Source organism: Alkalihalobacillus sp. BA299, from assembly GCF_017745675.1.
Lineage (GTDB): Bacteria > Bacillota > Bacilli > Bacillales > Bacillaceae_F > Alkalihalobacterium.
The window spans coordinates 369,948-395,309 of record NZ_JAFLJM010000001.1 but is presented as its reverse complement, the minus strand read 5'-3'; the positions used below and the strand labels follow the sequence as shown (position 1 = coordinate 395,309).

Here is a 25,362-nt window from a genome sequence, read left to right as displayed (position 1 = left end):
TTGTAAAAAAGTGAGAAATTACGTCCAGTCTATTATTGAAATTTTTTTTGAAATTCCAAGCGTTCTTTTCATTTTTCAAAATACTCTCTTGGATGTCCACAAAATAATGTTAACATTATTTTATTGGTTTCTCAGCTAATAGTTCATCGGTTTCCGTACTATATAATGCAACTTTTGTTGGTTTATATTTGTATTCGGTAGGATCAAATACATAGATTGTCTTAAAATAAGCAATTCCGTCTACGTGGGCAATGCCCCAAACGAGCTGAGTAGTAATAATCTCTTGTGGTTTTCCTGGTGAAATCGTTTTAAATTCATAGCCTGACACTGGATCAATACGAGTATCAATACTTTCTAGAAGCTCTTGTAGTTTTTTCTTATCAGGATACGTTTTATAGCGCTCCTCAGATAACGGAATGATTGCGCTTAACCCCGTCTGCTTATCATAAAAACTTACCTTGTAATCGCCAAGATATTTCATTTCAAACCTTTCTAATGATTCTTTATACCAATCCTTTGAATTAGGATCCGTAAACACTTCAAAGAATTTATGGTCTTTTTCTTTAAAAATATTTAATCCTGTAATTCCGCCACTTCCGACGGATTGAAAATAAAGTAATATTTCTTCTGTTTGATCATTCATTACATCATTAAACTTCATATTACCTAACTGATATAAATCGTACATATCTACAAATTTCTTCACTTCTTTTCCATCCACCACTAACTTCCACGCTCTTGCTAAATCATACTGATTTTTTTCAGCATATAACTCAACTGCTTCTTTTTTTCCGTTCCCATTTAAATCAACAAACTCTTTTTGTACTAATGTAAATGGTTTAAAGATCAATTTATCTTCATTTTCTTTTGAAGCATGAGTGTTTGTAGGAAGTGTTATGGAAAGAACAATCAGGAAGATGGGAATAAATAAGTACTTTTTATACATAAATAAAGCCCCCCTCTTAAAATGAGTATAGGCTTAAGTTGTCCAATTTTTTATTTATTAACATAGCGATTTCCATAACCATAAGTTTCGATCGACCAAGAGACGAAACAGCTTCCTTCAACTTTCATTGTTTTTTTTAAATGTTTTCGTAAACTTTGTTGCTTTTGGACCGTTTTTTGAAAATAAAATAGCCTTATCAAGACAAATTCATTTGTCTGAACGGCCGGTCCAAAAGCTAAAAGCAACAATCTTTGAGAAAAGAGCCTTTTTTTGAAAGTACTCTCCTATAATTTTTTAATGACTCCACTTAAAAAAGTTGGTGTAAATTTATCGACCTAACCCTGATCATATCATAATGGGGAACGGAACCTTCCATCCGTTCCTCTCATTTTAATTTAGTAGTTCCTTAAAAACATCATATAAATCATCTCTTATTTTTTTCAATTTTAATACATCTTGTTTTGTCGGAGTTATTGTCATTTTGTCTACATTATTTGGTAAATACATTCTGCGATTGATTTCGAGTTGAATCCAAGGGATGTTTCCGTTATTTCCGTGAAACTTCGTAATATAACCACCCGTGAACGGTTTATTTAAGGTTACTAACGGCATATTTTCAGCATCACTAGCATAATCGCTGAATTTTTCTTCAAGCAGCATTTTTAATTTTAACAGCAGGTCTACTGGTGCTGTGATCGGCTCGCCATGAGGATGTCCGGTTTCTGATCCGCGATTCCCAAGACAAATCAGCGGTCGTTTTTCCCATTTCGAACGGTTTGGGAATGGTCCTATATCAAGCATTGTGTGACAATCTATTCCTAACACAATGTTCGGATTGTTTGAAGCCGCTTCTAACTTCTGGTGATATTCCGAATAATAATGAGCAATCAAAGCTTGTATTTCATTTTTCGTTAATCCACCCTCTGTATTCCAAACGGGCTTTTGGACGACGGACAATGTTTTGACGACTCCATCTGGGTTATGCGGTGGAAGATCCTCTTTATCACGGTTCATATCGACAACAATCCGAGCAATTGGTGTTTCCACATATTCTTCTACTAAATCTTTAAAATCATAAAGTTCATGAGACCATGTATCACAATCCAATAAAATTTCTTCTTTTGTTAACAAGCATTTTTTGATTAAATGAGCCGGGAGCATCAGCCCTCCGTGCGGGACAGAAATCACGATAGGTAGTTTAGTCATCTCGCCCTTCATGAATTATCGGTCAGGTAAAAACAAGCCTTGTAATAAAGTGCGTTTTCCATATAATTTAATAACTGTTTGACTTATATGATTGTAGCTAATCTCTATTTTCACTTAGATCTCTCACCCTTCATTGTGTTAATGATTTTGGACCTGCGGCCGTTCCATCTCTCCTCGGGTCAGCCACTCCGTAAAATGGTTCACCTTCTTTTTCAGGAAACTGTATGCCTTGCACACATCCTAAATAGAAGCTATAAGCTCCTCGTTTCTTTAATTCAAAGCCAGTCGTTGTTAATGCATTTATGACATCATCATTAAAACGAAGCTTTTCAATTAAGAGCTTTGCTGTATCTGATGAATGAAACCGTGGAGCTGCAATCGCAGAATCTAAGCTTTCCTTCCTATCCACTAGTCTAGTAATAACTTGGGCAAGAGAGGTTGAAATTCGACTACTACCAGGACTGCCTAATAAATATCTCGGGGAACCATTTTTAAAGATGAGTGTCGGTGCCACACTGCTCCAGGGCTTCCCACCTGGTAATAGAAAATAAGGATGTGTCATATTTTTATATTCAAAAGCACTCATATAGTTATTGTAAAAGAAGCCGAGTCCACTAGCCATTCTCTTACTTCCAAACACAAGTTCTATGGATTGAGTAATACCGACAGCATTTCCGTCCTTGTCTGAGACAGACAAATGAGTCGTTTCACCAGAAGTTGGTGGTGGTGGGTACTTTTCCTCCAACGATGATTTATAAATTGAAATGAGACTAGCAATTTCAGCGGCATAATCTTTATCACACATCAATTTATTAACGGTTTGCAAATAGTAATCAGGATGGATAGGCAACCTTTGTCGGTCAGTTAAGGCAAATTGAAAGGCTAATGCTGAAATGACGGCTCCAATGGGCTCCTCTGTATTCATGATTTCAGGAGGAAAGGCTTCTAATGTATTTAATATTTGGATCAGTACCCGTCCTGCTCCAGGTGGCGGAAACGTATAAATGTCGTAATCCCGGTAACTACTTGATAAAACTTCTCTTTCGACTGGAAGGGGGATCTGGCAAAGATCTGCCTCAGTAATCAATCCATCTCTCTTTTTCATATCTTTTATAATTTTTCTTCCTATACTTCCGACATAAAAGTCTTGCCAACCCTTCCTTGCCATTGTCTGTAAGCAGTTAGCTAGCTCAGGTTGACGAATGATGGTTCCAGTTCGCTTCGGTTCATTATTTTCAAAAAAATTTTTAACAATGAAAGGGTCTTCCCTTAAATGCGCTGCTTCCTTCTTAAGCAATCGATAGACTAATGGAGAAACAATAAAGCCTTCCTTCGCAGCTTGGATCGCCGGCTCTACGACTTCAGCAAAGGTAAGTCGACCATAAGTTTCTTGCATATAGCCAAGTGTTGCGGGTGTAGATGGAACCGTCGTTGATTTTAAACCAAGCGCAATCGGTTTTTCGGGTGTTTTCATTGGCTGAATATTAAAGGGCGCTCGTGATGAGCCATCTAATGCAAACGCACGCCCCGTTTCCTTTAAATAAAACAAAGCCATAGATTGTCCACCTATACCTGAGGCTTGCGGCTCAGTCACTCCTAAACATAGAGCTGCTGCCACTGCAGCATCTACGGCGTTCCCCCCTTTTTCAAGCATCTTAACTCCCGCTTCTGTAGCTGGCTTCGAAGCGGTTGATACCATACCATACACACTTTTTGCTGAGAAAACTTTCGTCTTTTTCATTCGTGGTCGCCATTCTTTCTATGAGAATAATAGATGTTGATTTAGAATATTTTACCACAATCAGGAGAAATAGTGCCTAGACTATTTTATGCACCGAAAATAAATTTTCTACCTGTTCGGGGAATGTTAATACACATAAAATTATCTTTTGTATTTTATTCAAATGATTGGTAGGAAAGATTTATCTAGAGTTACAACGATATTTTCTGAGTTAGACCGATATATCTGGAGTTAGACTGATATATCTGGAGTTAGACCGATATATTCAGGAGTAGACCGATATATCAGGAGTTAGACCGATATATCAGGAGTTAGACCGATATATTCAGGAGTAGACCGATATATCTGGAGTTAGACTGATATATCTGGAGTTAGACCGATATATCTGGAGTTAGACCGATATATCTGGAGTTAGACCGATATATTCAGGAGTAGACCGATATATCTGGAGTTAGACTGATATATCTGGAGTTAGACTGATATATCTGGAGTTAGACCGATATATCTGGAGTTAGACCGATATACTAAACACTTAAATAAAAAATTCATAATAAAAATGCTAAAAAGAGACTTTTAGCATTTTTATTACCTAAATAGGTACATATTAAAACTTCAGTTCATAAATTTTTCGTGGGCGGCCACGTTGTCCTACTTGTTCTTCTCCCACTGTCTTTGCTAATCCTAGACGTTCTAATTCTGATAAAATGCGGCGGGCATTCCGTTCGGTTCGTTTTAACCATTGAGCAACTTCATTTGCAGTGACGATATTCTTTTTGTAGCGCTTCGTTAATGCTTCAATTTTAGAGACAACCGTAGGACTGAGTTTGGCTTCTTTAAACTTCTGTTCCCACTCTTCTCCCCATTGACGTTGAGAAAATGAAATCTCATGCTCATTTTCTTCAGACTTGGAATATTCCTTGATTTCCTTTTCTTCATTAACGCTGACTATAATTGGCTCATTATACTCACGTGCATATCGGAGTGCATAGCGAACATTTTGTTCAGCGTCAAAAGCTGTTAAACCATATCCTACTCCAATACAAATAGGCAGCTTACTGTGTAGGTAGGCATTATCAATCAATGAAAAGCGAGAGTGATCATTGAAATGCGCATCTAGCTCTCCTCTTGTTGTATACACAAAGAAAAGTCCATCACCAATTTGGACAAACGAACCTTTCACATTTTTTGCATGCTCTAATAACACATGCTTTAAATCTAGCTCCTTTTGCTTCATTTCATAGGAAAAATACTGTTCGTCTAAGCTTGTTGACGAATGGAGAACTTCAATCCCTAAAATGGCAATTTGCGATTGTCTATAGCGGCTTGATTGTCCTCGCTCTTTTAGAAAACTTAATACTCTTTTAATGGCTAACTGTGAAGGAGTTACACGATAACAAGGGATCCCTAATTTTTTTAATCGTAAATACACCGCTTTAATACATGTAACAGCAACTTGACTTTTTCCTTGCTCATATAGTTCTTGATGAAAAGCGATGATCTCCTCTGCAGGTTCATATCCAATGTAGGAGTATGCATGAATATCTAACAAATTTAAAGAGTAGGCTTCTTGGATAAACTCTATTTCAGTTTGTTGAATCGTATCTAAGCTGATTTGGTTAATTTCTTTACCTTCGTGCATAAGAACTTCCAAAAATGTCCCTAGGAGGCTTGAACCATGTAGTATAGGGTAACTTGCTTCCTCTTCATTAATTAAGCCTTTTTCCAAAGCAAAATAATATGGGGCCTGACCAGAAAAAAGCCATTGATCAATTCTACTCTGATTCTCGAGAATAATCCTTTCTGTTTCTTCTGTTTTATCATATGAAAAAGGAACAAGGTCCATATCTTGATATTCAGAAAACTTTTCAACGAAATAAAAAATTCGTTTAACCGAGTCATCAGGGCCAATCACCCCAATCCGCACTTTCATTTTCTGTCACCTACTTTAGTTTTTCTTCACTAAAAGAATGAATATCTACTTTGAAAGCGTCACATATGGAATGTTATAGTGATGACTAGGAAATGATTTCTGAATATAATGTCTATATCTTATTTTATTTACTTTTCGAGGCTTCTCGAGAAATATATTCAGATAGAATTTCAACACCCATATGTAAATCCTCAAGCGAAGCATATTCATTTGGGTGATGACTTAGACCGTCACGACATGGGATAAAAATAAGACCTGAAGGCCATTTTTTTGCCATATTCATTACATCGTGCCCTGCACCACTTTCCATAACAAAGCTTTTGTAGCCTATTGATTCTCCGTACTGTTTCACCTTCTCCAGCAATGCCTCATCTAATTTTACAGATGGATTATTGACTAAGGTACTTATCTCTATATTAACACAAAATTTTTCTTCTAACTCTATACATTTCTCTTTGATTAAAGCAACCATTTGTTCCTTCAAGGAATCGTCGACACTGCGGATATCAATCCCTAGTTCCACTAGTCCAGGAATACTCGTCATAGAATTAGGCTCAAGATTAATCGTACTTGTTGTAGCAACAACCGGGTAAGCTGACCTTTCAGACAGTTCTTGTCCTTTTTCAGAAATCATTGACACTAACGGAGCAATTGCAACAAAAGCATCTCGTCGATTCTTCATCGGTGTTGTACCAGTATGTCCCGTTTGTCCTTGTACTTTTATTTTTAAACGAATTGGACAGGCGATCGCCGTTACCGCTCCAAAGTTTGCGCCAGCATTTTCAATTCTAACACCTTGTTCAATATGCAATTCGAGGAAACTTTTTAACGCATCGCGATCACGTTCTGCCAGAGTTACCTTTTCCCACTCTAGTCCCTGTTGTTCGACGGCTTCCTTAATTGATACGCCTTGTTCATCTTTCACATGACCAATTTTTTCTGGCGATAGAGTTCCAGCCATTGCTTTACTACCAATTGTTGATATACCAAATCTTGAGGATTCTTCAGAAGCAAAACAAATCACTTCGACAGGGTAAGTTGGAGTAAAGTTTTTTTCTTTTAATTTTTTAATCGCTCCAAGTGCACATAACACACCAGCGACACCATCATACCCTCCACCATGAGTAACCGTATCGACATGTGAACCAACAGCAACTGCAGGAAGAGATTTACTTTCCTCTGCAACGCTCTCCCAGCGAGCGATACGATTACCCGCTTCATCTTGCCTTACGTGAAGACCTAGTTGTTCGGCGATTGTAGTAAAAACCTCCATTGACTTCCACTCTAAGTCGCTATAACCTAAACGCGTAAAACCATCTTCTTGAATCATTGTTTCTACCAAATTCAACTTTTGTAAATGCTCTTCAAGCCAGCTCAACATCATCTATTCTCCCCCTTTAAGATCAGACCCTTTACTATCTTTTATTAAGTTAAAAATAAGTCGTCCAAACGTTTCGACCGCAATCGGTAGAACCTCTTCATCATAGTCAAACTGAGGATGATGATGACCATTAGCTAATGGTGTGCCAAAGATCATATAGGTCGCTTTTCCACCCCGTTGTTGTACTCGTTCTATCATGTAAGTCACATCTTCAGATCCGCCTATTCTCATGGATGAGATCACATTTTTTATCGTTGAACTACTCTCACAGCTTTGCTCTAATCGGTCAACCCACATTGAATCACACTCAGCGCTAATGCCTTGGCCAACGATGTCAATTTCCACTGTAACATTGTGTAATTGCGCGGTCGCTTGAAGAATTCTCTTCGTTTCCTCAACCATAAATTCATTGAGTTCTGTTGTCTCTCCACGTGTTTCAAGTTCCATATATCCATTATCAGAAATAATGTTACGGCCACTTCCCGCTTTTAATAAGCCCACGTTTACTCTAGTTGCTCCTTGACCATGGCGAGTTATGGCTTGTAAATGAGTGGTAGCTGACGCTGCCGCTAAAAGTGCATTTTTTCCTTCATGTGGAGCCATTCCTGCATGTGCAGACTTTCCATGAAAGGTTACATTGATTTTTGTTGTCGCTAAAAATCCTGATGTCGTTGCAGCAACCGAACCTATATTCAATGATAGAACACCAATATGGCCTGACAAGAAATAATCCACATCATCTAACCACCCTTTTTCAACCATTGCTTTTGCCCCGCGACTTCCTTCTTCTGCAGGTTGAAAAAGAAGAGTGAATTTCCCCTTTAGCTGTTTTTGAAAACGATGAATGAAATGAGCTACTCCTAAACCAATTGCCGCATGTCCATCATGTGCACATGCATGCATAGAGCCTTTATGAACTGAGCGGAAACCGGTTTGTTGAGGAGTATGGCTTTCATCATCAGACTCCAAAATAGGAAGAGCATCAATATCAAATCGGAACGCGACATGAGGGCCTACTTTACCAGTATCCCACTGAGCTACTAGTCCTGTATGCCCCTCTGTCATCTTTTCCATCCAATCCTCCGGTACACCTAGGTCTCTTGCTCGCTCCTCTGCTTGAGCTAGCTTCTTACCATCAGGTACACCCATTCTTTGTTCACTTATTAAAGCATCCTTACCAACGAATAAAGAAAAGTCTAATTTAGATAATTCCTTTCCAAGTACATACGTTGTATGATATTCCAGCCATCCCTCTTCTGGATGTTTGTGGAAAAGTCTTCTCCAATCAACTAAAACATCATCGATTTCCTTAAAAAATGTTCTCCCTTCCTCAGTTTCCAATGGAGTACAACTTTTCATTATCACATCGTTCTCCTTCCTCTAATTGATAAAGTGTGTCTATTGCGATTTGTGCCATTAACTCCATGCCGATTGGAATAGCACGTTCATCAAGCTTAAACTTAGGATCGTGAAGAGGTTTTTGCTTTTCAACTCCTGGTAGTCCTGTCCCTAGCCAAAAGTATGCCCCTGGATATTTTAATAAAAATCTACTAAAATCCTCTCCACCTAAACATGGATCTACTCTCGGTGTTGAGTCCTCCCCTAATACAACCTCCGACGTCTGTTTGACCCGTTTTGCCCATTCAGGATCATTAACCGTCGCTGGATAGCCGTCATAATACTCAATGTTTGCTTTGGCACCCATTGATTCAGTCACACCTTGAACGATAGAATAAAATCGGTCCTTAACCATCTGTTTGGTTTCGGTTTTATACGTACGAATGGTTCCTTCAAATGTCACTTTGTCAGCAATAACATTATAACGACAGCCACCTTCAATTCTCCCAATCGTTAAGACGGTCGAGTCAATCGGATTCACATTACGACTTACTATAGTTTGTAAATTCGTGATCACAGCATTTGCAATAATAATAGCGTCAACCGTTTGATGGGGCATACTCGCGTGTCCTCCTGCCCCTTCAATTTCAACTTTAAAACGGTCAGATGCACCCATGAAAGGGCCTGGTAATACACCGATTTGACCTACAGGTAAATCAGGCCATACATGCTGACCGAAAATCACATCTGGCGTATGCTCCTTGAATACACCATCTTTCATCATCGGTTCAGCTCCGCCAATGGGTGTGATTTCCTCAGATGGTTGAAAGACGAGAAGGATTTTCCCTGGAAGGGTTTCTTTTACTTCATTTAATATTCGCGCTGTCCCTAGCAGCATTGACGTATGTGCATCATGTCCACATGCATGCATTTTCCCTTTAACCTTTGATATATAGGAGTCTTCATTCTCTTCTGTGATAGGAAGAGCATCCATATCTGCACGTAATGCTACCGTTTTTCCTGGGCGACCTCCATCGATCACTCCTAATACACCCGTTTTTGCATATCCAGTTGAATATGGAATTCCATATTCTTTTAATTTTTCTTGGACTTTTTTAGAAGTTTCATATTCCTCGCCACTTAATTCAGGATTTTGATGAAAATGCCTTCTTAACTCTATAATTTCTTGAGAATATTGATCGCCTTTTCCTTTAATAATAGGTTTCATACGATCTACTCCTTTATCGTAGATTTCACAATGAATGTGACTCATTTGTTGATATAGAGTAAGCACTCACGCAAGATGCAGCTGCATCTTGATCGATTGCAACTGCATCACGTACTTGAAGTGCCTGCCCTTTTTACTGTAGTGGTCACCTTTATCTTATATTTTTTCCACTTAGCAATCTATTAAACTTACTTAAGGAACATTTCTATTCCTGGTCCAATTGGTATACCAATTAAAATCCAAACAACAAAAATGATAATCCACACGACTAAGATGATAAGTGCATATGGAATCATCAATGAGAAAAGTGTTCCAAATCCTGCTTTTTTATCATACTCTCTCATGAATGCTAAAACGACTAACATATATGGATTTAGCGGTGTAATGATGTTCGTTGATGAATCTCCAATTCGGTAAGCTAATTGCACAATCGCTGGATGATAATCTAGGATCATAAACATTGGTATAAATACAGGAGCCATTAATGCCCACTGTGCCGAACCACTGAAAATAAATAAATTTAATATCGCAGTAAGGATCGTAAATCCAACAATAACATAAACACCTGTTAGATTAGCATTTTGTAAAAATTCTGCACCGGTTACCGCAATCCAAACTCCTAGATTGGTCCAAGCAAAATAAGCAATAAATTGAGCAGCTGCAAAGATAAGGACAATATAGCCTGCCATGTTTTTCATGGCCTCTGCCATATAATTTGGAATATCTGCGGTACTTTTAATTTTTCCTACCGTCATACCATAAGCAATCGAAATCGTAACGAAGAAAAATAAGATAATTGGAATAATCCCTGATAAGAATGGTGATGGAACGAGTCCACCATCCACATTACGTAATGGTGCACCTGTTGGTAATACAACTAAAGCGACAAGGCCCAAGTACACAAGTCCTGCAATAGCTGCATTACGTAATCCACGAGATTCTTCTTCTTTTACTTCTTCCAATTCTTTATCAACTGAACCTTCATATTTTCCTAGCTTAGGCTCAATTATTTTTTCTGTAACAAATGCACCTACAACCATAAGCATTACGACTGAAGCAATCATAAAGAACCAGTTATCGATAGGTGTAACAACAATGTTTGGATCAATAGTTGTTGCGACTTCAGTTGAAATTCCAGACAATAGGGCATCTGTTCCTGCAATAAATATATTGGCTGTAAACCCTGCACCCGCACCGGCAAAGCCTGCGGCCAAACCTGCTAATGGATGTCGTCCTAATCCATAAAATACCATAGCGGCTAAAGGAGGAACAATAATGAAAGCAGCATCAGAGGCTAAGTTTCCAATAACCCCTGCAAACAATACCGCATATGTAACAAGTTTAGCCGGAGCATTTAAAATTGCTTTACGCATAAACGTTTGAATTAGACCTACCTGTTGTGCTAAACCAATCCCAAGCATCATAACCAACACTAACCCTAATGGTCGAAATCCTGTAAAGTTAGTAAGCATGGAGGAAATAATATAATTTAGTCCCTCACCTGAAATTAAACTTCTAATTGCTAGCTCTTCTTGGGTACCTGGATGAACGACCTTTACCCCAAACATGCTAACAATAGCTGATAATACAATAATGAAGAGTGCTAAATAAACAAATAGAATAAATGGATGTGGTAATTTGTTACCTACACGTTCAACTACATCTAAGAGGCGCATAAACACCCCTTTCTTTTCTGGATGATTTGGCTGTAAAGCTGGTTCTCCCACAATAACACCGTCCTTTAATTTATTTAAGGAAACTTTCCTGAAATATTCCTTAAATAAATAGTACAAAAGATCCTAAAATAAATCAAGGTAATTTTCTGAAAATATTTAAGAGTTTTTAATTTATTAAAGACTTGGTGAGGATCGCAGCCGAAAAGTAAAACTATAATAACGGCTAGTCACATTATGATTTTAAAGTCCAGATTCTCGATTTATGATCCGGTTTTTAAATATTTGGTCCAGAATCCAAGTTTAATTGTCCAATCTGTGTCAAAAATGTGTCCAATCCATATTTTTGAGAGTTTAAAAGCGATTTCAACTTATAGGTCTAATGATTTCATCCATGTAATAATAGACTCCCGGGTGAAGCGTGAATCTTGTCACCAGTTAAACGGGATATAAAAAGGCCAAAAGCATATTGCTTTTAGCCTTCTTCGTTTTCTATCTCATCTATGTAAGAGTTGAATTTCCCTTCAACTTGCTTCCATTCTTCCTCGTTTTCAATTTCATCAAAATAAAGTGTACCTTCTTCATCTTCAGTATAGCTGAACGCAATAATATCAGCTTCACCTTTCTCATCGTCTAACGCTGCGCTTAACCCTGCTACTAGATATAGCTTGTCATTTAGTTCACAGGTGTATAGAACCTCATATAGCTGTTCGTTGCCATCTTCACCAAATAATAATTCTTCACCAATTTCAACAGCCATTCCGTTTCCTCCTTTCTTATAAATATGTGACAAATCTTAATTTTCATGAAAGAAAATACTACAAAAGCACCTATTACACTTTATTATTCTTATCTTTTCTTTTCTTTCTTATGTTTTTTTCTACAATAAATGTTAGGAAACCGACGGAAACTAGCCCTATCGCTCCCATTACAGCAGCTACAATGTCAGCTGTATCCTTTTCGAAATTATCAAACATTGTAACAAAGCTAAGACTTAAGAAGAAGAACGCTAACCAATGTGAATATCTAAAAAAAATCTGTTTCATTTTCATTTTTCACCACGTATTTCAATAGATTAATTCATATTTTTCAGTAAACGAATGATCATTTTTGGAATAAAAAATAATACTCTTATGACAATTTCAAATAATAGCGAATCTCGTATATCTACGAGTATACCTTTTACTAAGCCTCCTTGGTTCTTCTCACCTTTTTCTCGTTGTTTTTTGTATTTCTTTTCAACTTTTCTCATCTTTTTATACCACCTATCTGAAGTCCAACACTTAAAGTACATTGATAAGTATACACCTTGGTATTTTCGAGCTAAATGATAGATAACCAAAGGGACAAGCAAGATAAGCTTCTTATAGATAATACTTTAAAAGCTACCAAATTTATTACGACAATTCAAGCAAAAATGTATCTGGAAAAGTACTGCTTACAGGTATTAATGGAAATTAAAGAAGATGACCTCTGATCAATTCAGAAATCACCTTCTTAATGTAGTATAGTCTTTTTTAAAATGTCCTTTACAAGGGTAAATTTTAAAACTGGATCTGGTTTTATACTATTATAAATGGATCGTGATGTCTGCACCTGCACGAAGTTTTTCAATAAGCGCTTGAGCTGCTTCTGCTGTTTTTTGCTTCTTAACATGTTCTACAAGATCTGATTTTATTTCAGCAAAAGATGGAACTTCTGCTTCTTCTCCACCCATTTGTTCTTGCTGGGCTTTAATTTGATCATAAAGTTCTTCGAGTTCTTTGTCGGTTGGTTCAATGTCACCAGATTCACTAGCTAAAAGCTTATCTACTTTTACTTGAGTTTGCAGCTGAGACATTACTTCATCTTTGTCCATTCCTTGTTCTTCTAAAGCAACCATAAACTCTTCTTTTGAATCAAGCCCATATTGTGCGAGTAACCCATCCAGTGTTTCATCGATGTCCTTTTCTGAAGCGTTATAACCCGCTCTATCTGCTTCCTGTATAAGGAGTTCCTGTCCAACCATACTGTCTACAATCTGTTCTTTTAATTGATCTTGGTTAACCTCTTCACCATACATCTTTGATTGCATTGCGACTTGCGTAAGTTGACCTACATAAGCTTGTTCAAACTCTTCTCTCAATATTTCTTTGCCATTTACTTCTGCAACAACATTAGGAATGCCCTCTAAGTCAGGCTCTGGCATTTCTGGATGACCATCACCAGCCACAGGAGCTGCTTCACTCTCTCCACTAGCTTGTTCCTCCTGTAATTCTGAGCTGTCATTATTATTTTCAGCTGATTCATCTGCATCACCGCATGCAGCTCCTACAGAAACAAATCCTGCAAGCAATAAACTTAAAAACCACTTTTTACTCATATCATTCTCCTTTACTTTGCATTTTGATAGCTATTTTAACATATCCATATTGTTTATACACCCATTAGCCAAGTAAAAATACTAATTCAACTATGATTATTAAATTAATTACATTTACGAGAACTGTTGCAGCAAGGATTAGAGAATTTATACATTTAAATGTGTAAAAATAACAAAGTTCGAAAGTTTAAGCTCTATTAAAAGATGTATAAGATAATTAATTAATGGGAATAAATTTATTAATTTAACTATTTTTTAGGAGAGATAATATGATTAAAAAGACAATAACTATACAAAGTTGGAACCCTATTGAAGTAAGGGGGCAAATCATTGAAGAATATGAAATCCTAGTACCGTCAGAAGAACATTTAATTTCAGAAGGGAACAAACTATCTACTATTATTTTAGATGAAAATAACGCTTCTATAAATGAACTTAGATGGCATATAAACGGTACGGGGCAGGGTCATTATGTAAATCAATCAGTAGTTAATTAATGCATTGAATAAAAGATATATCATTCTTCTTATTATTCCTATCGTATTATTTGTATGTTTGTCCTAGTAAATGTGCCGATTCATTCTATCATTTTATCTCATATACTTATAAAAAGAGAGTGAGGTGATAATAGATGAATCGGCCTCAAATTTACCGTTGTTGTATTTTTAAAGATCAGGAAAGACGCATTGTAAGAGTATGTAACATTGATGACTTTGAAGATAAATCTAATCCCTGCCGCGCTCCAAAAGAATTAGAGGACTTAGAGCTCCTAGAGTCTTTTCAGTGTTCTACATGTGAACAATGTTTTCAATATGTCCCGCGTCGTCGTATTTAGTAACGATAACCTACTGCTCCACTAAAATATCCTTTTTCTAGTTGGTGATGTTGGCGTATAATAGACTACTCAACCAACCCATTCACCCTAGCATACTTTTCCCCAAGTTATTTATTACACGTAAAAAAACCAGTCATCGTTCACTATTTTCAATTAAAACAGGGTGTTGGTATAAATGACGTGTTACTTGAAAATAACTACTGCGAATTTAAACCTCGCCCTGTCTTTGTCAGCCTTCTATTAATTTTAAGGTTTATCTTTATACTCATTGGAACTAAGTCTAAAAACACATCTGTCCCCTAGTACATTTAAGCCACTAAGGGACAAGCATAAGTCATTGTGACCTCCCACCTAGTAACTCGCGTGTCTTCTCTAAAATTTCTTCATCTTTTAAACGAAATTTAAATTCTACTCGAGATGCTTGATTACTATAGTTCCCTGCTGCATCGGTACGCCCTTCGGAATAAGATCTCCCGTTTACCGTTAATTTATCGATTAAATGCTCTTTGATGTTTTTGTAAGGAAATTCATCACTTAGAATATACTCTGCGACACTAAAAGCCCGTTGTTGCGAAAGTTCTAAATTGTACAAATAGCTTCCATGTTGATCCGCATGACCTTCGATGATAATTTCTGAAATATATTCTTCATAGCCACTTTCTAGTAATACATCCAAATAAGCGGGGACAAATTCATCTAAAAACTTAAACGCCTCTGGCTTTAATACAGCTGCATCGAACTCAAATAAAATATCCGTATTAAAGATCAACGCACCTGTTTTCTCATCGATTTCAATACTTAGCGTAGATTCGTTAAACTCTTCATTAAGATCTTGTATTAAATTAACTCTAACTCCCATAATTTGATCAATTGTTCGTTTCATCTCTTCAATTTGAAACGATTTTATGACCATCATAATAATAAAAATGAGGATAAAACAAAGTAAAATAACCGTTAATAAATCCGTGAATGACGGCCAAAAATGACCTTCCTCCTGTTCACCTTTAAATAGCTTCTTATACTTATTAATCATTGGTTCCAACCCTTACTCGCTTGGTTTGCCTCAACGAATCTTGTGAGAACGACTGAAGCTGACGATTTAATTGCTGGAATTCTTGATTCAACTCATTAAGAGTTTGCTGCATGTATCGAGCACTTCTTTGTTGACTATCCTCGGTTATTTCCCCAATTTGCTTAAATTCTTTTTTGACAGCTTCATTCATATCAATGACATAATCACCAATATTTCTACTTACTTTATCTAATTTGTCACCAAGGCTTCCCTCTAAATTCACCACATATCTAGAAAGACTTTCTTTTAGAGCATCTACACTTGCATCGAACTGTTTTTCGCGTTGATTCAACGAATCTGACATTTGCGTGATCGTCCGATTTATTTCCTGAAGCAATTGGTGATTGTTCACACCAAGCTGTTCATAGGAACGAGAAGCATTATTCAAATATTTTTCAAAGGCTTGTGAATTTGCCGAGTGCACTTTTAAATGATTCGTAAATTCATAATTAAACTGCTTCAGTTCGTCAAAACGATACGAAAGAAGATTCCTATATTCTCCTTGTGCTTTGTTGACGGTTTCTAAAGCATCAGGGAGACGAGCAACCGCAGTTCCAAGCGTATGAAAGGCACTCCTTAGTTCGTTTAAATACGTATTAATTCCGGTCAGCTTGGAACTAACATCGTTTCCAAATATCCGTTCAAACTGTTGATTATTGTCCGTCATCAGTTTTACAAGATTTTCACTCTGTGCGTTCATTCTTTCAAATGCACCAGACATGGCTTCCTGTCTCTTTGCAACCGATGAGAAATAGTCCTTCACATCGACAACGGAATGTTGAAACTCATTCATTGTTTCCATCTGAGCAGTCGCTAGTTCATCGATTTTTTTATATGTTTCGGTAAAAGCACTCGTCATCCGTTCATTTCGCTGGTCCATTTTATAAAAATAATTAAATAACTGATCAAAATTCTTATTCAGCTTCGTAACGCCTTTTTCAAAACCACTGGTAAGCTCTCGCATACTATTAAAAATGACTGCGAAATCCTTTAAATTTTGCGTTAACCCCTCATTAAACTTTGCTAAATCCTTTGCAGATTGCTGTAAACCAACCGTATATTCTTGAAAACCCTGAAAGGATTGGACAATATTTTGTAATGATTCTTGATTCGTTTCCCGAAGCTGATTAATGGAGGAATTAATCGTTTCTGATACACCGATAAGACGGGTCATCGCATCTGGTTCATTTTCTTCTATATGAGACTCTGTTTTTAACATAATATCTGTTAATAGATATTCCGTATTTGCAACTCGTGTAACGACAGTCATAATTAGAGATAGTCCCATACCGACAATACTTGTATAAAACGCCACATCGATACCAGCAAGAACTAATGCAACATTTTCTACGAGCTGATCCCCTGTTGCATTAATACTTCCAAGTGACATCGCTAACCCAATGAATGTTCCTAATACCCCCACTAAGATAAAAAGGGAGACAGTCATCTGAACCATTTTAATGAGACTAACGACCGGTAAATTTAGTACACGCCAGCTAGAAAACTTATTTTGAACAAATGTCTCGACCTTTACAGCTTCCTTTTGTTTTTTCTGTTCATATTCCTCTTTAAATCGATTGACTGGTGCAATGTCCAGAGTTTGAGTATCTTTAATAAAGTTACGTATCCTTCGTAATCTACTAAACAAAATAAAATGAATGAGCACGACTACGGAAAAGGTTATAAACAGTACCAAGAAAATAAATTCGATCAATGAATTAGATATAATCGATTGGACCTGCTGTTCGCTTATAAATATCCTAAGTATCGCTTCAACCATGAAAAATCCCCCTATCTCCTCTTTGTTAATAGCTATTCAGGGGTTGGACAAATCATGACTGGACGTTAAACTAACTGTTATTTCTACCTTTACAATTTAAAACTTCACCCCATAGTTTACACCCCTAAACTTTTAAAAATGAAAGATTGGGCACAAAAAAGTGGACAAGAGTGGAAAGTCATGGGTTTATTACCTGAAGCAAACGAGGGATTTACTTCAATAAGGGAGATTGCATATAAGGTATTTTTTACTATTATAGTAAATAATACCTTTTAAATAAATTATTACTTTAGAAGGTATGATTATGAAACAAAAACAACTTTTATTGATCCTTTTTGTTTTGCTACTAAATGTTTTCAAAAAGACATGGAGGGTTTTTTCTAAATATAAAAATGGATTAGCATTTGTTAGTATAATAAACTTATTTTATTACAACATTGTTTAAAATAGACAAATTTTAAAGTGAGGATAAATATTTTTATGAATAAAGGTATTGAACGGCTCCAGGAATTGTTTAAACAGATTCATGAAATAAGCATAGAACAAAGGCAATTATGGGTTGAAGATGTTGTATTCACTTGGCAGTGGTGGGCAGGAATTGGATTAGCGGTTATTCCATGGATTTTATGGCTTCTACTCAGAAAAAAAGACAGTTCATTACGTTTATTAACAGCTGGATTTTTTATGATGTTTATATCTTCCTGGCTAGATTCTCTTGGCATTCAATTGGGATTTTGGCTATATAAATACGAAGTCATACCTTTTATTCCTGCATTTATTCCTTGGGATGTATCTTTAATCCCTGTTTTCACAATGTTTCTTCTTCAAATTCAGCCTAATATAAGTTCATTCATTAAAGGGGTTATATTTGGACTAGTAACAGCTTTTGTAGCTGAACCGTTCTTTATATTAGTTGAGATTTATAAACCTTTGACATGGAAGCATATTTATTCATTTCCCATCTATTTCATCCTATATTTAATTGCTCATCGAATATGTCACGGAAAATCATATAATGTCCTTAATTGAAGAGATCTCAAATCGGTTAGGTATCACGCAACCAAATCTATAATCCTGCATGACCTATCCTAATTTATCGGTTGGATACGCAAAGTAAGAAAAAGACCTACAAAGAGGTCTTTTCATTCTACCTAATACATTAAATTGGATCTGTCGGGGTTTCTCTAAATGTATCAAAATCATTGCCGATAAACGTATTTCCTGACCCATCAATAACAATGATGTCGGCAGGAATGTTATTCTTGGCCGTATTGAAACGAACCACAGTATTGTTTGTGAAACGGAGGAATATCCCGCCACCGCTAAGCGTTGGCATACCTTGCCCATTATTTGTAGCTTCATTAAACTCAACTACCGATGAATCTTCACTACCTAATCGAATACCCGAAAGCCCATTTCTTCTGGATTGATTAAAGGCAATGTGGTTTCTGGTTCCTAATGAACTACCTAAACCCGCTGAAAAAGAATTGTCCTCAGCAATACAATTTTTAATTGAACCATCATCTATAGCAAAAAACGATCCACCAATAAATTCATTTCCGATAAATTTGCAAAAATTAACATGGTAATTGTTCCCTGGTCCAGGTAAGAAACCTAAGAAATTATCTCGATATTCCGTGTTGGTTACGGTTGCTCTGGAAATGACGGCGTCCAACTGAGCGATAAAGTTTTGAAATAATTTCGAACCCTCCATGCTAAAATCAGTAACAACAAATGGGAAAAGTCCGACTCTACTTCTGATAACTTCTACTTTTACTAATTTAATATTTGAACTGAATAAAATCTCGATACCAGTCCCTACATTATTCTCAAGCTTTAAATTACCTAACACGATGTCACTAGAATCGATCACTTGAATACCTATGTCAAAGTTTCGAATAGCCATTTCATGGATTTGAACACCGTTCGCGTTAACTTGAAACCCAGTGCCTTCTTCACATGTAGGAGATTGAAGGACAGTTTTACTTCCTTTACCAACGATCAAAAGATTATCAGTGAAAATACTTACTTCCTCATCGAAGACACCCTCGTCAATAATAATAATGTTTCCTGCTCTGGCAGAGTTTACCGCTTCCTGAATCGTCGGCTCATCTTGCGGTACACGTATAACCCTCATATTAGTTACTCCTCTCTAGAAGATTTTGGATTAAAACTTTCCGTCGCCTGATGTTGAATGGTTTCTTTTATTTTGGCCATACCTTGTATTATGCTATCTATAGTTAACTCTTCTTTCCTATTAGAGGAAACCGCTTGTTGAATTGTTTTTATAAACTCCGCCGTCGATTTTAATTCTTTTATTCGATTTTGTTGTTCAGAGGCACCGGATAATACATTTAAGGTATTACGTTCCCCATTAAGCTTTTCTAAAACACCCGTATGCTCTAATTCATTAAGGATATTCCGTATACGTTCCTTTGAAACGACTCTCGTCTGATCTTGGGTTTTATTTTCTGTATCATGGCTAATTGACTGAGTATGTTTTTTATTACTGTTTTTATTCTTTTCCATAGATTCTGAGACTCTCACTTGTAAACGTCTCTTTTTTGCCATTTGTCTTCCTCCTTACGTTTAGTCGAATGACACTATAAAAAATACACTTCTTTACTCTCTTATTATCCTTTATTTGAGTATGATATGTTGAAGGTAACTAGCGTGTAGAGGACAACAATGGAGAAATACGAAAAATAAATAAATACCCCGTATGTGAATAAAGTCATTTAATAAAATAAACTGGATTTTTCAATATTGGGTATATTATTTTTATATTCAATATTGACTATATATATCTAAATAACTTATAATTGTGTTATATAGTAATTAACAGAAAATTTAGTACGTTTGAGAGGAGTGTTGTCACACTTCTAAACCTACATTGAAACTGTTCATAGGAGAAGGTTTTAGCATGAGCAAAAAACGCACTTATCATTCAGATCTACGTGAAAAAAGCAAACAATCAACCATTGAAAACATTATAAAAACGACCTACAATATGCACTCTGAAGGGATTACAGATATTAAAATGATCGCAGAACATTCTGGTGTTTCGGTTCCAACCATTCGAAAGTATTTTCCTACTAACGAAGACTTATTTAGGGGATGTGCCAACCACTTTCTAGAAATTAATAAGTTACCTGAGATTCATAAGTACATGCATCTACAAAATCTTGATGAAAAAGTTTCAGCCATCGTCAATGACTTTTATTCCTTCCATGAGGATACATTGGAGCTTGTATGGCTGTCGTTTCGTCTCGCAGATCAATCAAAAGTCATGAGAAATTCCTCCTTACAAAATGAAGCATTAATTAAAGCAGCTGTACAGGTCATGCTTCAAGACATACTTATTTCTAATGACAAGAAAGAACAAGTACAGGGTTTCATCCAAGGATTGCTGCATCCCCTCTTTTACCGCACGTTAAGAATGGTTGGTGGTTTAGAAAAAAATAAGTGTATTGAACAAACGGAAAGATCTATTTTGATTCAATTAAAGGAGGATAAAGAATGAATAAAGTAAACATTCATAAACTGCCCTTAATGGATTTATGGTATGACAGTGAAAAGAGTAAGAAGTGGAAAGCCAATTTACCATTTACACCACAATTTCCCCTTTGGTCTGGAATTAATAGTACGCAGTCCACTGTAGTGTATTTTGAGTTGGAACCAGGTAAAGAGCTTGGGGAACATTTTGAAAGCAGTGAAGAAATTTTATTTGTTTTAAGTGGTGATGCCGAAGTAGTCATCGATAATGAACGTAGCAACGTCTCAGACGGTGACCTAGTCGTAATTCCTCCATCGGTACCGCACTACATTATCAATAACGGCGAAGGAACTGCAAAATTTTTAGGCTTCTTTGCTAACAAAGATTCCCGCACAACGTTTTCAGAAGAAGTATCACCAGTTGGGATGAAGGTCCTTTAAAACAGGTAACTAGACCTAATTAGTCCTTTCCCTTAGGCAGAATTTATAATTAAGGTACCATTTTCAGCAATAAAAGAGGGGCTTATAAAATGTCTACGGTCCTTGCTTTTACACAAAAATAGTTGCTACTCAATATAGTAGCAACTATTTTTTGTAGTGGAGGTGCTTGTCACTTTGCTTTTGAGTCCTCCTCTTTTTGGTTTCCCCTTTCACTTTACTTAGAGATCCCTCATACTTATTAAATCCTGAAACTGTGAGCCTTGTAAAACCTACCAAAAACCCTGCCCTTCATGTATTACCAAATCCAATTTTAATCCCTACTGCAGATGCAGAATGTCTTTTCAATAAATACAAGAATTTCCACTCGCCTGCGCTTTTTAACTAAAGCACAAGCGATGGAAATAATATTTAATACAAAAAATGTAAAATAAAAAAATTAAATAGTATTAATAAAATAAAAGGTTATTACAAACAATTATTAACTAAGGTTTAATAATGGAAAGGGAAAGAAGGGGTGATGAGAATAAATGAATCCACCTAAAGATTATAAAGAGGCTTTAAATGGTATTATTGAGTTAATGAATGATGCTCAAAAATTAAAGTTTGACATTTGGAAGGAACATGTTATTTTTACTGTGCATTGGTGGATTGGTGTTATTCTTACTATTGTACCATGGATTATCTGGATTATTTTTCGTAATAAAGAAAGCTCTGACCGTCTATTATTCGTTAGTTTTTTCCTCATGATTGTCTCTACATACTTGGATTTTTTAGGGACGAAATTAGGTCTGTGGTTCTATTATTACGATGTGCTTCCTTTCATTCCTGCTTTCATTCCATGGGATATTACACTTATTCCCGTATCTGTTATGTTTTTAATAGAGTGGAAACCAAAAATAAATCCATTTATCAAAGGATTATTTTTTAGCGGAATCACATCTTTTGTATTCGAACCCCTATTCATATGGATGGGTTTATATCAACCAGTGCGTTGGAATCACTATTATTCTTTTCTAATCTTCTTTTTGTTGTATTTGACTAGTTACTTTTTGAGTAAGCGTCAAAACTTCAAATATATTTCGAATTAGTAATAGAATGTTTATACAGAAAATCTGGGCTGCTATTTCGGGGGCCCATTTTTTCTTAAAGAATAAGAAAGTATCTATCGCTTAAATACATGTTGTCCAATTCTAGTTGTCGTTTGTCTGTTTTCCAACCAACTGGTCTTAATGATGTTGTCGTTGTAAAAATACAAAGCACCATTTGTTTGATTCGTTCCTTTTAGAGCTACCTCTACTGCTTTCTTTGACTGTTTAGTAGGTTCTTTATTAATTTTCCCGTTTGATACTGGAGAGAACTGGTCCTCTTGATAGACGACAGCTTCTAACTCGTCTGGAAAATGCTCATTGTCCATTCGATTCAAAACGACTTCTGCAACTGCAACCTTCCCATCAAATGGTTCGCTTTTAGCTTCTGCTGTTACAAGACGTTCAAGGAGATCTTTTTCTTCATCTGTTAATGAAGCTCGGACGATTCGGCTCTTCAATTCTCCCGCTTCGTTTAGCTCATTCAATTCTTTATCTATCGTATAAACGCCACGTTCATCGTGCAACTTCGGTAATCCGATTTCTTCTTCCGTCACTTCTGCTCCTGTTAATAACATTAATGTTGTAAGGATATTAATCATAAAATCATCCTCCTTGTTATCAAAATATATCCTATTTGATTTCGGCTAGGATGAAATAAGAGAAGCATCATTAACTTCTCTAACGTCCAACTAAAATTCTCTTTTACCACCTTAACAAACATTTAACAGTCTTTAAACCTGTAATGTCTTCCATGGAATATCAGGTATTAAGTTCCAGAAATGGGGTAATGACTTTCAAGCCGACTTTAAATATATCAATGGTGTCCTTCATGGTGTTGTTCATCATTTTGTTTTGGCAATGAATTAATAGCTTCTTCGATCAGCTTTACTTGGCTATTAGTAATTTAAATGTGAACTATCTTTTTTCAAACGTCTATATTTTTGAATTTTCGGAAGTACGATGATAAGAAGTGACAATAAGACAAAACTAATAGATATTGGACTACTCACAAATATGAAATAATTATTATCTGATAACAGCAATGCTCTTCTAAAATTTTGCTCTAGCATCGGACTTAATATCATTCCAAGTAATAATGGTGCTAAAGGGTAACCATTTTTCCTCATTAAATAACCAACAACTCCAAATAACATTAATAGTCCTACATCAAACAAGCTATTTCTATAGGCGTACACACCTACAAAACACAAACAAGCGATAACTGCTGTAAGGTACGGTTCTGCTTTTTGGATGAGTACTGCAAAAAAGGGAACAAATAAAGTGTTTAATATAAGTAATAAGATGTTTGCTACGAATAATGTAGCAATGGCGGCCCAGACGATATCAGCGGAATCATTCAACAATTGCTTCAAAATTAATTCTTCATAAAAGAACTTCAAATAGATGTTTCCACTTGGTGTTTCCGCAATCCGTTTTTCCATTATTTAAATATTAACTAAAAATTAAAAAAATTAGAAAAAAGCTTGAACTCATTATACTATCAAGGGAATTATAAATAAAATTAAAGTTTTTTATGGATACTTAAGTGAGATTTATAGAAAAGATGGTAGAAGAAGTTTCGGGGTATTATTAGTATTCATTATAAGTGTTCATCCAAAGAGCTCATCCAATAATAAAATTTCTGGTAGAGGCATCGGCCCAACTCTAATTGTTTTCCATAATTGGACGAGAATGCTATACTTAGTAAAAGGTGGTGATAAAGGTGAGTAAACCGATCAAACTAACTAATATTACGATCGTTCAAAAGGATACTGCGAACAAAATTCGAGAAGCTTACATTGAGGGTTTTGAGGAGCCTGTTCTCTACGGTGTACATGGTGGGGTTCAGGAGGGTAACTAAAAAGGAAATAGAAGGACCTAATCATCGTATATCGGTACTAGCCTAAAAATGTAACGATATATTATGTTAAAATGACAAAGGTTCGACACCTCACCTATAGTAGTCACCCTCCTAAATATCGAGAATGTTTTAATGTACATTCTCGTCTATCAATGCAGGTCTGACCTTAGTTAGGCTGGATAGGAAATAAACTTATAACGATTGGATGATATTAACAATATCTGAAGGTTCCATTCGGCTAGTATAATCCTCATTTACGTATCGAGAAACGATGTCCCCCTCCTGATTGATAATATATGTCGCTGGGACAGGTAAAACCCATCCTGCTCCTGTGTTGATAGCATTTAAATCCCGATTAAAGTTTTCCATGTATAGGTCTCGGATCTTTTGCGGGATCACCCACGCAACCTTATAGTCCTCCATGACCTGCCCTGTTACATCGCTTAGCAGCGGAAAAGAAACTGGAACCTTTTCAGCTAAAGCGGCTGTCTTCTCCTTTTGTTCTGGACTTACGGCAAGTATAGATGCTTGAATATTCGTTTGACTTGCTATAGCTTCGTGCAACTCACGAAGTTCAATCACACAATACGGTCACCAGCTGCCCCGATAAAAGGATAGAATAACGGGTCCTTTTTGAAGTGTTTCAGATAAGGTTACCAATTTCCCTTGACTATCAGGTAAAGAAAGTTCGGGTGCTTTACTCCTGATCGATAAACCATCTATCAATCGGCTATCCATTAATTTTTGGATCTCCTCTGTCGTAACTTTCATAAATTCTTCCGGTACTTTCTGAGAAACCTTTTCTTTTAACTTTAGTAATTGTTCTTGAAGTGACGGCAAATGCTTCAACCTCCTTTCTTAAGTTATTATACCATTTTCTACCTACTGAATGCTGCTGATATTATCACCGATAATAAAGCCGTTAACATAAAGTTTCACCAGAGCACCATTTTAATTGTTCATGCCATCTACAAATTTACTTGTC

At 36.3% G+C, this 25,362-nt stretch carries 26 protein-coding genes; 6 read left to right on the top strand and 20 right to left on the bottom strand.

Annotated elements, in window-relative coordinates; genetic code table 11:
* Positions 1–115: 115 nt before the first annotated feature.
* From J0N78_RS01895 to J0N78_RS01840, 12 genes are all read right to left on the bottom strand, one after another.
* Entirely contained in the window at positions 116–946 is an 831-nt protein-coding gene (locus J0N78_RS01895; RefSeq protein ID WP_209121299.1) for a hypothetical protein, read from the bottom strand.
* Positions 947–1,336: 390 nt separating this feature from the next.
* Positions 1,337–2,152, bottom strand: a complete 816-nt coding sequence (locus tag J0N78_RS01890; protein WP_247747055.1) for an N-formylglutamate amidohydrolase — start codon at positions 2,150–2,152, stop codon at positions 1,337–1,339.
* A 130-nt stretch (positions 2,153–2,282) separates the two neighbouring features.
* Positions 2,283–3,893: a gamma-glutamyltransferase family protein gene (locus tag J0N78_RS01885; protein WP_209121297.1), complete on the bottom strand. Its 1,611-nt coding sequence runs from the start codon at positions 3,891–3,893 to the stop codon at positions 2,283–2,285.
* A gap of 604 nt (positions 3,894–4,497) precedes the next feature.
* A complete protein-coding gene (locus tag J0N78_RS01880) occupies positions 4,498–5,823 on the bottom strand; it encodes a helix-turn-helix domain-containing protein (protein ID WP_209121296.1) in 1,326 nt (441 codons plus the stop codon).
* Positions 5,824–5,947: 124 nt separating this feature from the next.
* Positions 5,948–7,207, bottom strand: coding sequence for a M20 family metallo-hydrolase (locus tag J0N78_RS01875; RefSeq protein ID WP_307794879.1), 1,260 nt, complete (start codon positions 7,205–7,207; stop codon positions 5,948–5,950).
* Positions 7,208–8,563, bottom strand: coding sequence for an amidohydrolase (locus J0N78_RS01870; protein WP_209121295.1), 1,356 nt, complete (start codon positions 8,561–8,563; stop codon positions 7,208–7,210).
* Positions 8,535–9,770, bottom strand: a complete 1,236-nt coding sequence (locus tag J0N78_RS01865) for a M20 metallopeptidase family protein (RefSeq protein ID WP_209121294.1) — start codon at positions 9,768–9,770, stop codon at positions 8,535–8,537. Before J0N78_RS01865 ends, J0N78_RS01870 begins: the two co-directional genes overlap by 29 nt.
* Before the next feature lie 188 nt (positions 9,771–9,958).
* Positions 9,959–11,446 (bottom strand): AbgT family transporter, encoded by a 1,488-nt coding sequence (locus J0N78_RS01860; RefSeq protein ID WP_209121406.1) that lies wholly within the window; start codon positions 11,444–11,446, stop codon positions 9,959–9,961.
* Positions 11,447–11,918: 472 nt separating this feature from the next.
* Positions 11,919–12,203 (bottom strand): DUF1292 domain-containing protein, encoded by a 285-nt coding sequence (locus tag J0N78_RS01855; protein ID WP_209121293.1) that lies wholly within the window; start codon positions 12,201–12,203, stop codon positions 11,919–11,921.
* A 73-nt stretch (positions 12,204–12,276) separates the two neighbouring features.
* The gene (locus J0N78_RS01850; RefSeq protein WP_209121292.1) at positions 12,277–12,489 is read right to left on the bottom strand and encodes a hypothetical protein; all 213 of its coding nucleotides are present in this window, start codon (positions 12,487–12,489) and stop codon (positions 12,277–12,279) included.
* 29 nt (positions 12,490–12,518) lie between these two features.
* On the bottom strand, positions 12,519–12,695 hold the full coding sequence (locus tag J0N78_RS01845) for a hypothetical protein (protein ID WP_209121291.1): 177 nt from the start codon (positions 12,693–12,695) through the stop codon (positions 12,519–12,521).
* Between the two features lie 318 nt (positions 12,696–13,013).
* Complete coding sequence (locus tag J0N78_RS01840; protein WP_209121290.1) at positions 13,014–13,805, bottom strand: SurA N-terminal domain-containing protein; 792 nt, start codon at positions 13,803–13,805, stop codon at positions 13,014–13,016.
* Between the two features lie 269 nt (positions 13,806–14,074).
* Between J0N78_RS01840 and J0N78_RS01835 the strand changes: the two genes are divergently transcribed.
* Positions 14,075–14,302 (top strand): hypothetical protein, encoded by a 228-nt coding sequence (locus J0N78_RS01835; RefSeq protein ID WP_209121289.1) that lies wholly within the window; start codon positions 14,075–14,077, stop codon positions 14,300–14,302.
* Between the two features lie 672 nt (positions 14,303–14,974).
* On the opposite strand, the gene J0N78_RS01830 is transcribed toward J0N78_RS01835, so the two are convergent.
* On the bottom strand, positions 14,975–15,673 hold the full coding sequence (locus J0N78_RS01830) for an OmpA family protein (protein WP_209121288.1): 699 nt from the start codon (positions 15,671–15,673) through the stop codon (positions 14,975–14,977).
* Positions 15,666–17,492, bottom strand: coding sequence for a MotA/TolQ/ExbB proton channel family protein (locus tag J0N78_RS01825; RefSeq protein ID WP_209121287.1), 1,827 nt, complete (start codon positions 17,490–17,492; stop codon positions 15,666–15,668). The genes J0N78_RS01830 and J0N78_RS01825 overlap by 8 nt, the downstream gene beginning before the upstream one ends.
* Before the next feature lie 480 nt (positions 17,493–17,972).
* Between J0N78_RS01825 and J0N78_RS01820 the strand changes: the two genes are divergently transcribed.
* Positions 17,973–18,521 carry a CBO0543 family protein gene (locus J0N78_RS01820; RefSeq protein ID WP_209121286.1) on the top strand — a complete coding sequence of 183 codons (549 nt, stop codon included), beginning with the start codon at positions 17,973–17,975 and terminating at the stop codon, positions 18,519–18,521.
* Positions 18,522–18,651: 130 nt separating this feature from the next.
* On the opposite strand, the gene J0N78_RS01815 is transcribed toward J0N78_RS01820, so the two are convergent.
* Both J0N78_RS01815 and J0N78_RS01810 read right to left on the bottom strand, forming a co-directional pair.
* Positions 18,652–19,629 (bottom strand): right-handed parallel beta-helix repeat-containing protein, encoded by a 978-nt coding sequence (locus J0N78_RS01815; protein WP_209121285.1) that lies wholly within the window; start codon positions 19,627–19,629, stop codon positions 18,652–18,654.
* Between the two features lie 5 nt (positions 19,630–19,634).
* The gene (locus tag J0N78_RS01810) at positions 19,635–20,063 is read right to left on the bottom strand and encodes a hypothetical protein (protein ID WP_209121284.1); all 429 of its coding nucleotides are present in this window, start codon (positions 20,061–20,063) and stop codon (positions 19,635–19,637) included.
* A gap of 352 nt (positions 20,064–20,415) precedes the next feature.
* On the opposite strand from J0N78_RS01810, the gene J0N78_RS01805 reads away from it, so the two are divergent.
* The 3 genes from J0N78_RS01805 to J0N78_RS01795 all read left to right on the top strand — a co-directional run bounded on the left by J0N78_RS01805 (position 20,416) and on the right by J0N78_RS01795 (position 22,516).
* Positions 20,416–21,015: a TetR/AcrR family transcriptional regulator gene (locus J0N78_RS01805; protein WP_209121283.1), complete on the top strand. Its 600-nt coding sequence runs from the start codon at positions 20,416–20,418 to the stop codon at positions 21,013–21,015.
* Positions 21,012–21,428, top strand: a complete 417-nt coding sequence (locus tag J0N78_RS01800; protein ID WP_209121282.1) for a cupin domain-containing protein — start codon at positions 21,012–21,014, stop codon at positions 21,426–21,428. Before J0N78_RS01805 ends, J0N78_RS01800 begins: the two co-directional genes overlap by 4 nt.
* A gap of 527 nt (positions 21,429–21,955) precedes the next feature.
* On the top strand, positions 21,956–22,516 hold the full coding sequence (locus J0N78_RS01795; RefSeq protein WP_209121281.1) for a CBO0543 family protein: 561 nt from the start codon (positions 21,956–21,958) through the stop codon (positions 22,514–22,516).
* Between the two features lie 74 nt (positions 22,517–22,590).
* Here the strand turns inward: J0N78_RS01795 and J0N78_RS01790 are convergent, their stop codons facing one another.
* Together J0N78_RS01790 and J0N78_RS01785 are read right to left on the bottom strand one after the other, a co-directional pair.
* Complete coding sequence (locus J0N78_RS01790) at positions 22,591–23,115, bottom strand: cell wall hydrolase (RefSeq protein WP_209121280.1); 525 nt, start codon at positions 23,113–23,115, stop codon at positions 22,591–22,593.
* 297 nt (positions 23,116–23,412) lie between these two features.
* Positions 23,413–23,958: a tripartite tricarboxylate transporter permease gene (locus J0N78_RS01785; RefSeq protein ID WP_209121279.1), complete on the bottom strand. Its 546-nt coding sequence runs from the start codon at positions 23,956–23,958 to the stop codon at positions 23,413–23,415.
* A 281-nt stretch (positions 23,959–24,239) separates the two neighbouring features.
* Between J0N78_RS01785 and J0N78_RS01780 the strand changes: the two genes are divergently transcribed.
* On the top strand, positions 24,240–24,377 hold the full coding sequence (locus tag J0N78_RS01780) for a hypothetical protein (protein WP_209121278.1): 138 nt from the start codon (positions 24,240–24,242) through the stop codon (positions 24,375–24,377).
* 192 nt (positions 24,378–24,569) lie between these two features.
* Here the strand turns inward: J0N78_RS01780 and J0N78_RS01775 are convergent, their stop codons facing one another.
* Together J0N78_RS01775 and J0N78_RS26325 are read right to left on the bottom strand one after the other, a co-directional pair.
* Complete coding sequence (locus tag J0N78_RS01775) at positions 24,570–24,959, bottom strand: peroxiredoxin family protein (protein ID WP_209121277.1); 390 nt, start codon at positions 24,957–24,959, stop codon at positions 24,570–24,572.
* Positions 24,960–24,968: 9 nt separating this feature from the next.
* Positions 24,969–25,217: a thioredoxin domain-containing protein gene (locus J0N78_RS26325; RefSeq protein WP_209121276.1), complete on the bottom strand. Its 249-nt coding sequence runs from the start codon at positions 25,215–25,217 to the stop codon at positions 24,969–24,971.
* Positions 25,218–25,362: the final 145 nt, after the last annotated feature.

Bases quoted from the DNA above. Each gene is read 5' to 3' on its own strand.
- J0N78_RS01885 (WP_209121297.1), bottom strand. From the start codon at position 3,893: ATGAAAAAGACGAAAGTTTTCTCAGCAAAAAGTGTGTATGGTATGGTA.
- J0N78_RS01840 (WP_209121290.1), bottom strand. From the start codon at position 13,805: ATGAGTAAAAAGTGGTTTTTAAGTTTATTGCTTGCAGGATTTGTTTCT.
- J0N78_RS01795 (WP_209121281.1), top strand. From the start codon at position 21,956: ATGAATCCACCTAAAGATTATAAAGAGGCTTTAAATGGTATTATTGAG.
- J0N78_RS01800 (WP_209121282.1), top strand. From the start codon at position 21,012: ATGAATAAAGTAAACATTCATAAACTGCCCTTAATGGATTTATGGTAT.
- J0N78_RS01820 (WP_209121286.1), top strand. From the start codon at position 17,973: ATGAATAAAGGTATTGAACGGCTCCAGGAATTGTTTAAACAGATTCAT.
- J0N78_RS01815 (WP_209121285.1), bottom strand. From the start codon at position 19,629: ATGAGGGTTATACGTGTACCGCAAGATGAGCCGACGATTCAGGAAGCG.
- J0N78_RS01880 (WP_209121296.1), bottom strand. From the start codon at position 5,823: ATGAAAGTGCGGATTGGGGTGATTGGCCCTGATGACTCGGTTAAACGA.
- J0N78_RS01810 (WP_209121284.1), bottom strand. From the start codon at position 20,063: ATGGCAAAAAAGAGACGTTTACAAGTGAGAGTCTCAGAATCTATGGAA.
- J0N78_RS01875 (WP_307794879.1), bottom strand. From the start codon at position 7,207: ATGATGTTGAGCTGGCTTGAAGAGCATTTACAAAAGTTGAATTTGGTA.
- J0N78_RS01855 (WP_209121293.1), bottom strand. From the start codon at position 12,203: ATGGCTGTTGAAATTGGTGAAGAATTATTATTTGGTGAAGATGGCAAC.
- J0N78_RS01865 (WP_209121294.1), bottom strand. From the start codon at position 9,770: ATGAAACCTATTATTAAAGGAAAAGGCGATCAATATTCTCAAGAAATT.
- J0N78_RS01830 (WP_209121288.1), bottom strand. From the start codon at position 15,673: ATGATTAATAAGTATAAGAAGCTATTTAAAGGTGAACAGGAGGAAGGT.
- J0N78_RS01850 (WP_209121292.1), bottom strand. From the start codon at position 12,489: ATGAAACAGATTTTTTTTAGATATTCACATTGGTTAGCGTTCTTCTTC.
- J0N78_RS01890 (WP_247747055.1), bottom strand. From the start codon at position 2,152: ATGACTAAACTACCTATCGTGATTTCTGTCCCGCACGGAGGGCTGATG.
- J0N78_RS01860 (WP_209121406.1), bottom strand. From the start codon at position 11,446: ATGCGCCTCTTAGATGTAGTTGAACGTGTAGGTAACAAATTACCACAT.
- J0N78_RS01825 (WP_209121287.1), bottom strand. From the start codon at position 17,492: ATGGTTGAAGCGATACTTAGGATATTTATAAGCGAACAGCAGGTCCAA.
- J0N78_RS01870 (WP_209121295.1), bottom strand. From the start codon at position 8,563: ATGAAAAGTTGTACTCCATTGGAAACTGAGGAAGGGAGAACATTTTTT.
- J0N78_RS01805 (WP_209121283.1), top strand. From the start codon at position 20,416: ATGAGCAAAAAACGCACTTATCATTCAGATCTACGTGAAAAAAGCAAA.
- J0N78_RS01785 (WP_209121279.1), bottom strand. From the start codon at position 23,958: ATGGAAAAACGGATTGCGGAAACACCAAGTGGAAACATCTATTTGAAG.
- J0N78_RS01845 (WP_209121291.1), bottom strand. From the start codon at position 12,695: ATGAGAAAAGTTGAAAAGAAATACAAAAAACAACGAGAAAAAGGTGAG.
- J0N78_RS01835 (WP_209121289.1), top strand. From the start codon at position 14,075: ATGATTAAAAAGACAATAACTATACAAAGTTGGAACCCTATTGAAGTA.
- J0N78_RS01895 (WP_209121299.1), bottom strand. From the start codon at position 946: ATGTATAAAAAGTACTTATTTATTCCCATCTTCCTGATTGTTCTTTCC.
- J0N78_RS01790 (WP_209121280.1), bottom strand. From the start codon at position 23,115: ATGATTAATATCCTTACAACATTAATGTTATTAACAGGAGCAGAAGTG.